Raw genomic sequence first — 8,019 nt, 5'->3', positions numbered from 1 at the left:
CGTTCTTTAAAAATTTGGGTATGTGATAGAAAGATAGACTGAACGTTACTTTCACTGGTAACGGATCAGGCTAAGGTAAAATTTGTGAGTTCTCTTAGTTGAGAAATTCGAATTTTCGGCGAATGTCGTCTTCATAGTATAACCAGATTGCTTGGGGTTATATGGTCAAGTGAAGAAGCGCATACGGTGGATGCCTTGGCAGTCAGAGGCGATGAAAGACGTGGTAGCCTGCGAAAAGCTTCGGGGAGTCGGCAAACAGACTTTGATCCGGAGATGTCTGAATGGGGGAACCCAGCCATCATAAGATGGTTATCTTGTACTGAATACATAGGTGCAAGAGGCGAACCAGGGGAACTGAAACATCTAAGTACCCTGAGGAAAAGAAATCAACCGAGATTCCCTTAGTAGTGGCGAGCGAACGGGGACTAGCCCTTAAGTGGCTTTGAGATTAGCGGAACGCTCTGGAAAGTGCGGCCATAGTGGGTGATAGCCCTGTACGCGAAAATCTCTTAGTCATGAAATCGAGTAGGACGGAGCACGAGAAACTTTGTCTGAATATGGGGGGACCATCCTCCAAGGCTAAATACTACTGACTGACCGATAGTGAACTAGTACCGTGAGGGAAAGGCGAAAAGAACCCCGGAGAGGGGAGTGAAATAGATCCTGAAACCGTATGCGTACAAGCAGTGGGAGCAGACTTTGTTCTGTGACTGCGTACCTTTTGTATAATGGGTCAGCGACTTATTTTCAGTGGCGAGCTTAACCGAATAGGGGAGGCGTAGCGAAAGCGAGTCTTAATAGGGCGTCTAGTCGCTGGGAATAGACCCGAAACCGGGCGATCTATCCATGGGCAGGTTGAAGGTTAGGTAACACTGACTGGAGGACCGAACCGACTACCGTTGAAAAGTTAGCGGATGACCTGTGGATCGGAGTGAAAGGCTAATCAAGCTCGGAGATAGCTGGTTCTCCTCGAAAGCTATTTAGGTAGCGCCTCATGTATCACTGTAGGGGGTAGAGCACTGTTTCGGCTAGGGGGTCATCCCGACTTACCAAACCGATGCAAACTCCGAATACCTACAAGTGCCGAGCATGGGAGACACACGGCGGGTGCTAACGTCCGTCGTGAAAAGGGAAACAACCCAGACCGTCAGCTAAGGTCCCAAAGTTATGGTTAAGTGGGAAACGATGTGGGAAGGCTTAGACAGCTAGGAGGTTGGCTTAGAAGCAGCCACCCTTTAAAGAAAGCGTAATAGCTCACTAGTCGAGTCGGCCTGCGCGGAAGATGTAACGGGGCTCAAACCATACACCGAAGCTACGGGTATCATCTTCGGATGATGCGGTAGAGGAGCGTTCTGTAAGCCTGTGAAGGTGAGTTGAGAAGCTTGCTGGAGGTATCAGAAGTGCGAATGCTGACATGAGTAACGACAATGGGTGTGAAAAACACCCACGCCGAAAGACCAAGGTTTCCTGCGCAACGTTAATCGACGCAGGGTTAGTCGGTCCCTAAGGCGAGGCTGAAAAGCGTAGTCGATGGAAAACAGGTTAATATTCCTGTACTTCTGGTTATTGCGATGGAGGGACGGAGAAGGCTAGGCCAGCTTGGCGTTGGTTGTCCAAGTTTAAGGTGGTAGGCTGGAATCTTAGGTAAATCCGGGATTCCAAGGCCGAGAGCTGATGACGAGTTACCTTTCAGGTGACGAAGTGGTTGATGCCATGCTTCCAAGAAAAGCTTCTAAGCTTCAGATAACCAGGAACCGTACCCCAAACCGACACAGGTGGTTGGGTAGAGAATACCAAGGCGCTTGAGAGAACTCGGGTGAAGGAACTAGGCAAAATGGCACCGTAACTTCGGGAGAAGGTGCGCCGGTGAGGGTGAAGCATTTACTGCGTAAGCCCACGCCGGTCGAAGATACCAGGCCGCTGCGACTGTTTATTAAAAACACAGCACTCTGCAAACACGAAAGTGGACGTATAGGGTGTGACGCCTGCCCGGTGCCGGAAGGTTAATTGATGGGGTTAGCTAACGCGAAGCTCTTGATCGAAGCCCCGGTAAACGGCGGCCGTAACTATAACGGTCCTAAGGTAGCGAAATTCCTTGTCGGGTAAGTTCCGACCTGCACGAATGGCGTAACGATGGCGGCGCTGTCTCCACCCGAGACTCAGTGAAATTGAAATCGCTGTGAAGATGCAGTGTATCCGCGGCTAGACGGAAAGACCCCGTGAACCTTTACTATAGCTTTGCACTGGACTTTGAATTTGCTTGTGTAGGATAGGTGGGAGGCTTTGAAGCGTGGACGCCAGTTCGCGTGGAGCCATCCTTGAAATACCACCCTGGCAACTTTGAGGTTCTAACTCAGGTCCGTTATCCGGATCGAGGACAGTGTATGGTGGGTAGTTTGACTGGGGCGGTCTCCTCCTAAAGAGTAACGGAGGAGTACGAAGGTGCGCTCAGACCGGTCGGAAATCGGTCGTAGAGTATAAAGGCAAAAGCGCGCTTGACTGCGAGACAGACACGTCGAGCAGGTACGAAAGTAGGTCTTAGTGATCCGGTGGTTCTGTATGGAAGGGCCATCGCTCAACGGATAAAAGGTACTCCGGGGATAACAGGCTGATACCGCCCAAGAGTTCATATCGACGGCGGTGTTTGGCACCTCGATGTCGGCTCATCACATCCTGGGGCTGAAGCCGGTCCCAAGGGTATGGCTGTTCGCCATTTAAAGTGGTACGCGAGCTGGGTTTAGAACGTCGTGAGACAGTTCGGTCCCTATCTGCCGTGGACGTTTGAGATTTGAGAGGGGCTGCTCCTAGTACGAGAGGACCGGAGTGGACGAACCTCTGGTGTTCCGGTTGTCACGCCAGTGGCATTGCCGGGTAGCTATGTTCGGAATAGATAACCGCTGAAAGCATCTAAGCGGGAAACTAGCCTCAAGATGAGATCTCACTGGGACCTTGAGTCCCCTGAAGGGCCGTCGAAGACTACGACGTTGATAGGTTGGGTGTGTAAGCGCTGTGAGGCGTTGAGCTAACCAATACTAATTGCCCGTGAGGCTTGACCATATAACACCCAAGCAATTTGATACTCCTAGTTGAAAAGACGAAAGAGACCAGATTGCGGTGTGTGAAGACGAAACGAACCGAAAGTTCGAAGCTCACAAAACACCGAAGCTATCACATACCCAATTTGCTGATGCGAGGCCATCTGGTCACGACTCAGTACCCGAATTTCTTGACGACCATAGAGCGTTGGAACCACCTGATCCCATCCCGAACTCAGAAGTGAAACGATGCATCGCCGATGGTAGTGTGGGGTTTCCCCATGTGAGAGTAGGTCATCGTCAAGATTAAATTCCAAAACCCCTATCTGCGCATGCAGGTAGGGGTTTTGTCTTTGTGCCCGATTTTCCCCCTGTAGGAGCGAGCATGCTCGCGAAGAACCGGAGAGCGCCACGGAATATCAGGCCCCAGCCTTATCGTTAACGCCCACCGTCGAAACGCCGCCCGGAGCATGCTCGCGCCTACACACTTAAAGAAAATGACACGAAAGCGATCACTCCGTTTTGGTATGGTGCAGCTCGTTTTTTTAGCGGCCCGTTTTCAAACCAGGGATCGGTGTTTTTTTTCCAAAGAGTTGCCACAGAAATGCCTCAGCCGATTCCGATCAAAGACCACGAAAAAGAGACGCGACTGGTCAACAAGCGACTGATGGCCTGCGCCTTGTTAGTCGGCGCCATTACCTGTGCTCTGGTGGTGCGCCTGTACGTCCTGCAGGTGGTGGAATTCGAGTATCACTCCACGATTTCCGAAAACAACCGTGTGCATGTGCTGCCGATCACGCCTACCCGTGGCTTGATCTATGACCGCAATGGCGTGGTCCTGGCGGACAACCGACCCAGCTACAACCTGACCATCACTCGCGAACGCGCCTCCGATGTCAACCAAGAGCTGGACGAAGTGGTCAACCTGCTGCACCTGCCGGCTGAAGACCGCACGCTGTTCGACAAGGCGATGAAACAGGCGCGGCACCCGTTTGTGCCGGTAACCTTGTTCTATGAACTGAGCGAGGAGCAGATCGCGGTGTTGGCGGTCAATGAGTTCCGCTTGCCGGGCATCGATGTCGAGCCGCAGTTTGTGCGCCATTATCCGTTGGGCGAACACTTCGCGCATTCAGTCGGCTATGTCGGACGGATCAACGAGAAAGAATCCAAGGTGCTGGATACGGTCGAGTATCGAGGCACCCAATCCATCGGCAAGACCGGGATCGAAAAATTCTACGAGTCGCAACTGCACGGTCATGTCGGTTACGAGGAAGTTGAAACCAATGCCCAGGGCCGCGTGTTGCGCGTACTCAAGCACACGGACCCGGTGCCCGGTGAAAACATCGTCCTGAGCCTGGACGTCAAGCTGCAGGAGGCCGCCGAGCACGCCTTGGGCGATCGTCGTGGCTCGGTGGTCGCGCTTGATCCGTCGACCGGTGAAGTGCTGGCCATGGTCAGCAACCCGAGTTTCGATCCCAACCTGTTCGTCACCGGCATCAGCTCCAGGGAATATTCGACGCTACGCGATTCCATTGACCGACCGCTGTTCAACCGCGTGCTGCGCGGGCTCTACGCGCCGGGCTCGACCATCAAGCCCGAAGTCGCGATTGCCGGGCTCGACGCCGGCATCGTCACGCCGCAGACCCGAGTCTTCGATCCGGGGTATTACCAACTCCCGGACTTCGATCACAAGTACCGCAACTGGAACCACAGCGGCGACGGTTGGGTGGACATGGACGCGGCGATCATGCGTTCCAACGACACCTACTTCTACGACCTCGCGCACAAGCTGGGCATCGATCGGCTGCATGACTACATGGCCATGTTCGGCCTCGGGGAAAAGGTCTCGCTGGACATGTTCGAAGAGTCTCCCGGCTTGATGCCGTCCCAGGCCTGGAAGCGCGCCACGCGTCGTCAGCCATGGTTCCCTGGTGAAACCGTGATCCTTGGCATCGGCCAAGGCTACATGCAGGTCACGCCGCTGCAACTGGCCCAGGCCACGGCGCTGATCGCCAACAAAGGCGTGTGGAACCGTCCGCACCTGGCCAGGACCGTGGACGGTGTCGCGCCCGTAGACGAGCATCCGATGCCGAACATCCTGCTCAAGGACCCGCGCGACTGGGAGCAGGTCAACCACGGCATGCAGATGGTCATGCACGATGCCCGCGGTATCGCCCGCGCGTCGGCAGCGGGGGCGCAATACCGTATTGCCGGCAAGAGTGGTACCGCGCAAGTGGTGGCGATCAAGCAGGGCGAGCGTTATAACCGCGAGAAAACCCGCGAGCGCAACCGCGACAATGCCCTGTTCGTCGGTTTCGCCCCGGCCGAACATCCGCAAATCGTGATTTCGGTGATGATCGAAAACGGCGAGGCCGGCGGTCGTGTCGCCGGCCCTGTTGTGCGGCAGATCATGGACGCCTGGCTACTTGATCAGGACGGTCATCTCAAGCCGCAATACGCAGTGCCGAGCAAGGTACCGGGCGATCCTCACGTCTGAATCCTGTGTTCGGCATGGATGATCCCATGCCACCATGCCTTCAAGATCGATCCTTTGTCAGGCCCTGTGTCGCGTTCTCTAATGTCGGAAAGCTGAGTGATCCAGGTCACGCTCCTCTGTAGGAGCGAGCCTGCTCGCGATGGACTTCCAGACAACGCGCACATCCAGGCAGGGCGCGGTATCGTTCACGTCCATCGCGAGCAAGCTTGCTCCTGCAATGGATTGCGTCCAGACCTGTAATCAGGTCGGCTGTCTTACGGCCGGCTCACTGGTGCAGGATGAACGTCGCCAGGCTGTGCAGATTCTCCGGGCTTAACTGCGCAAAAGGTGGCATCGGGATATCCCCCCATTTGCCGCTACCGCCGTGCGCAATGCTGGACGTAACCTTGGCTAGTGCCTGCGGGTCGTTGGCGTATTTGGCAGCCACATCTTTATAAGCCGGGCCGACGACCTTGTGATCGATCGCATGGCAGGACAGGCACGCGTTGTTCTGCAGCAAGGCCGTGGCGTCGACTTTTGCCACAGGGGCTGGCGTGGGTTGGCCCGCCGACGGATTCGAGGCGGCTTGCACATCGGCATCGCTCGCCTTTGCACTGCCGTACGTGGCCGCCAGGTAGGCGCCGATAATGGTCACGTCCTGATCGCTGATCGGCGCACCGTACACGTGTTGCATCTTGCCCGCTTCTGCCGTCCACTGCGCCAGGCTCATGCCCGGAGGCTGGAAGCTGATGTAATCGGCAGAATGGCAGGTGGAGCATTTCTGCTGGGCCAATGGGTAGCCGGGCAGCGCACTGGGTTTGAACGCAGCCGTTTCGGGCGGCAAGGTGATCGACAGTGGCGCTGCGCTGGCCATGCCAGCCAGGAAAATTTGCGCCGCGCACAGCCAGCGGGTCATGAATTTCATGGATTTCATGCAGCTCTCCTCAAGCGACGGTCACGTGGCTGGTTTCGATGACGTGGCGGCGGTAACCGGCAGGGTTCCAGTCGGCTTGCAGCGGTTGCGTCTCGCCCGCGCTGTTGCTGGCTCGTACCATCAACTGCGTGGCGCCCTTGCTGGTGAAGGTGATTGCCAGCGTCCACTCGCGGAAAGAGAAACGGCCAAGGTCCTGCCCGAGGGTGGCTTCACGCCAGACTTTTCCGCCGTCGATGGATATTTCCACCTTGTTGACCCCGGCACCGCCATCGAACGCAATGCCCTTGAGCACCACGCTTTTATTCAACGGCAACACATCGCCCTGCTTAACGCTGGTGATGAAGCTGCGCACCGGTAGCTTGGAGATCGGCCGGGTTTGCGTCGGCGTGGTGCCGGGGGCGATGCAGAAACAATCGTTATCCGGGACTCGATAACCTTTAGCCATGAAGAAGCCGTCGTAAACATGGTCGAGCACTTCGATCTCGCTCAGGTGCTTGACCCAGTACGTGCCGAAATAGCCGGGCACTACCAAACGTATCGGGTAACCGTTGAGGAAGGGCAGGTCGGTGCCGTTCATCGACCAGGCGATCATGGGTTCACCGTCCATGGCATGGCTGATGTCCAGTGCCTTGATGAACTCCGGCGTGCTTGGCAACACAGGCTTGTCGAGGCCGCGGAACGTCACTTGCCTGGCATCGTTTTTCACTCCGGCCTTTTTCAATACGGCCTTGAGCGGCACCCCTATCCAGCGTGCATTGCCCATCGAACCATTGCCCAACTGAGCACCAAATACGCGCGGCATCGAGAAACCTCGGCTGTTCCCCGAGCACTGATTGACGGCCACCACTTCTACCGGCTGCGCCAGAGCCTTGAGCTCTGCCAGGGACAGTGACAGCGGAGTGTCGACCGCACCCTTGACGGTCAGACGGTACGTATCCGGATCGATGCTGGTGGGGAAATTGGCCAGGTGATAACGCACGAAAAACGCGTCATTGGGCGTGATCGGCCCTTCGTTGAAGACTGCGAAAGGCGTCTCCAGGTGCGGTGGGCGAGTGGTCACCAGGGTCAACGGCCGTTTTTGCGGGTATTGCACCAGCGGCCGTGGACCCGCCGCGAAGGTCACTTCTTCGGCGGTTTCGCCGGTTGCCCTGGCAATGCTTGCCAAGGGTGAAGCGGCCAAAGCCAGGGTGACAGCATCGCGTAGAACGCGTCGGCGGGTGAGCTTGCTGTTATCGAGAAAACTGAATTTCATTCTGCGCTCTCTTTGATTGTTTTTCTGAGATGCAACCGACAACCCCCGTCAGGGCTCAGAGGTATCGGGCTAGACGTGTCGCGTCACTGTTCGATGAGCAAACCAGTATCGTCACGCGCAGGTTGTCTGCTTCTCATTGGGCGTCAGGGAGTTAGCAATCGATGACAGTTTGGCAGCGCTGAGTCTTTCGGTGTCTGCTCCATGGCTATCGCGGGCAAGCCCGCTCCCACAGTGACCGAGTTGAGTCATAAACTTGGGAGCGACGCGAGCCTGTGGGAGTTGGATTGCCAGCGAAGAACGATGCCCCGATCCACCTGCCGGA

The 8,019-nt window shown here is 56.0% G+C and carries 3 protein-coding genes and 2 rRNA genes; 3 read left to right on the top strand and 2 right to left on the bottom strand.

Annotated elements, in window-relative coordinates; translation table 11 throughout:
• The first annotated feature begins 163 nt into the window (after positions 1–163).
• The 3 genes from PSUM_RS28365 (at position 164) to mrdA (ending at position 5,532) form a co-directional block, all read left to right on the top strand.
• Positions 164–3,057: ribosomal RNA gene (locus tag PSUM_RS28365) — 23S ribosomal RNA — on the top strand.
• A 168-nt stretch (positions 3,058–3,225) separates the two neighbouring features.
• A 5S ribosomal RNA gene (rrf, locus tag PSUM_RS28360) occupies positions 3,226–3,341 on the top strand.
• A gap of 298 nt (positions 3,342–3,639) precedes the next feature.
• Complete coding sequence (gene mrdA, locus PSUM_RS28355) at positions 3,640–5,532, top strand: penicillin-binding protein 2 (RefSeq protein WP_020795728.1); 1,893 nt, start codon at positions 3,640–3,642, stop codon at positions 5,530–5,532.
• 265 nt (positions 5,533–5,797) lie between these two features.
• Here mrdA and sorB read toward each other — a convergent pair whose 3' ends face one another.
• Positions 5,798–6,445, bottom strand: a complete 648-nt coding sequence (sorB, locus tag PSUM_RS28350; protein ID WP_020795726.1) for a SorB family sulfite dehydrogenase c-type cytochrome subunit — start codon at positions 6,443–6,445, stop codon at positions 5,798–5,800.
• A 10-nt stretch (positions 6,446–6,455) separates the two neighbouring features.
• Positions 6,456–7,697 (bottom strand): SorA family sulfite dehydrogenase catalytic subunit, encoded by a 1,242-nt coding sequence (gene sorA / locus PSUM_RS28345; protein ID WP_083349553.1) that lies wholly within the window; start codon positions 7,695–7,697, stop codon positions 6,456–6,458.
• Positions 7,698–8,019 lie beyond the last annotated feature (322 nt).

Origin of the sequence: Pseudomonas umsongensis, assembly GCF_002236105.1 — a bacterium.
In the GTDB taxonomy this organism is placed as follows: Bacteria; Pseudomonadota; Gammaproteobacteria; order Pseudomonadales; family Pseudomonadaceae; genus Aquipseudomonas; species Aquipseudomonas umsongensis.
This window is presented reverse-complemented; position numbering and strand designations above follow the sequence as displayed.

What these genes read in the sequence shown, in the direction of transcription:
- mrdA (WP_020795728.1), top strand. Translation starts at nt 3,640, where the DNA reads ATGCCTCAGCCGATTCCGATCAAAGACCACGAAAAAGAGACGCGACTG.
- sorB (WP_020795726.1), bottom strand. Translation starts at nt 6,445, where the DNA reads ATGAAATCCATGAAATTCATGACCCGCTGGCTGTGCGCGGCGCAAATT.
- sorA (WP_083349553.1), bottom strand. Translation starts at nt 7,697, where the DNA reads ATGAAATTCAGTTTTCTCGATAACAGCAAGCTCACCCGCCGACGCGTT.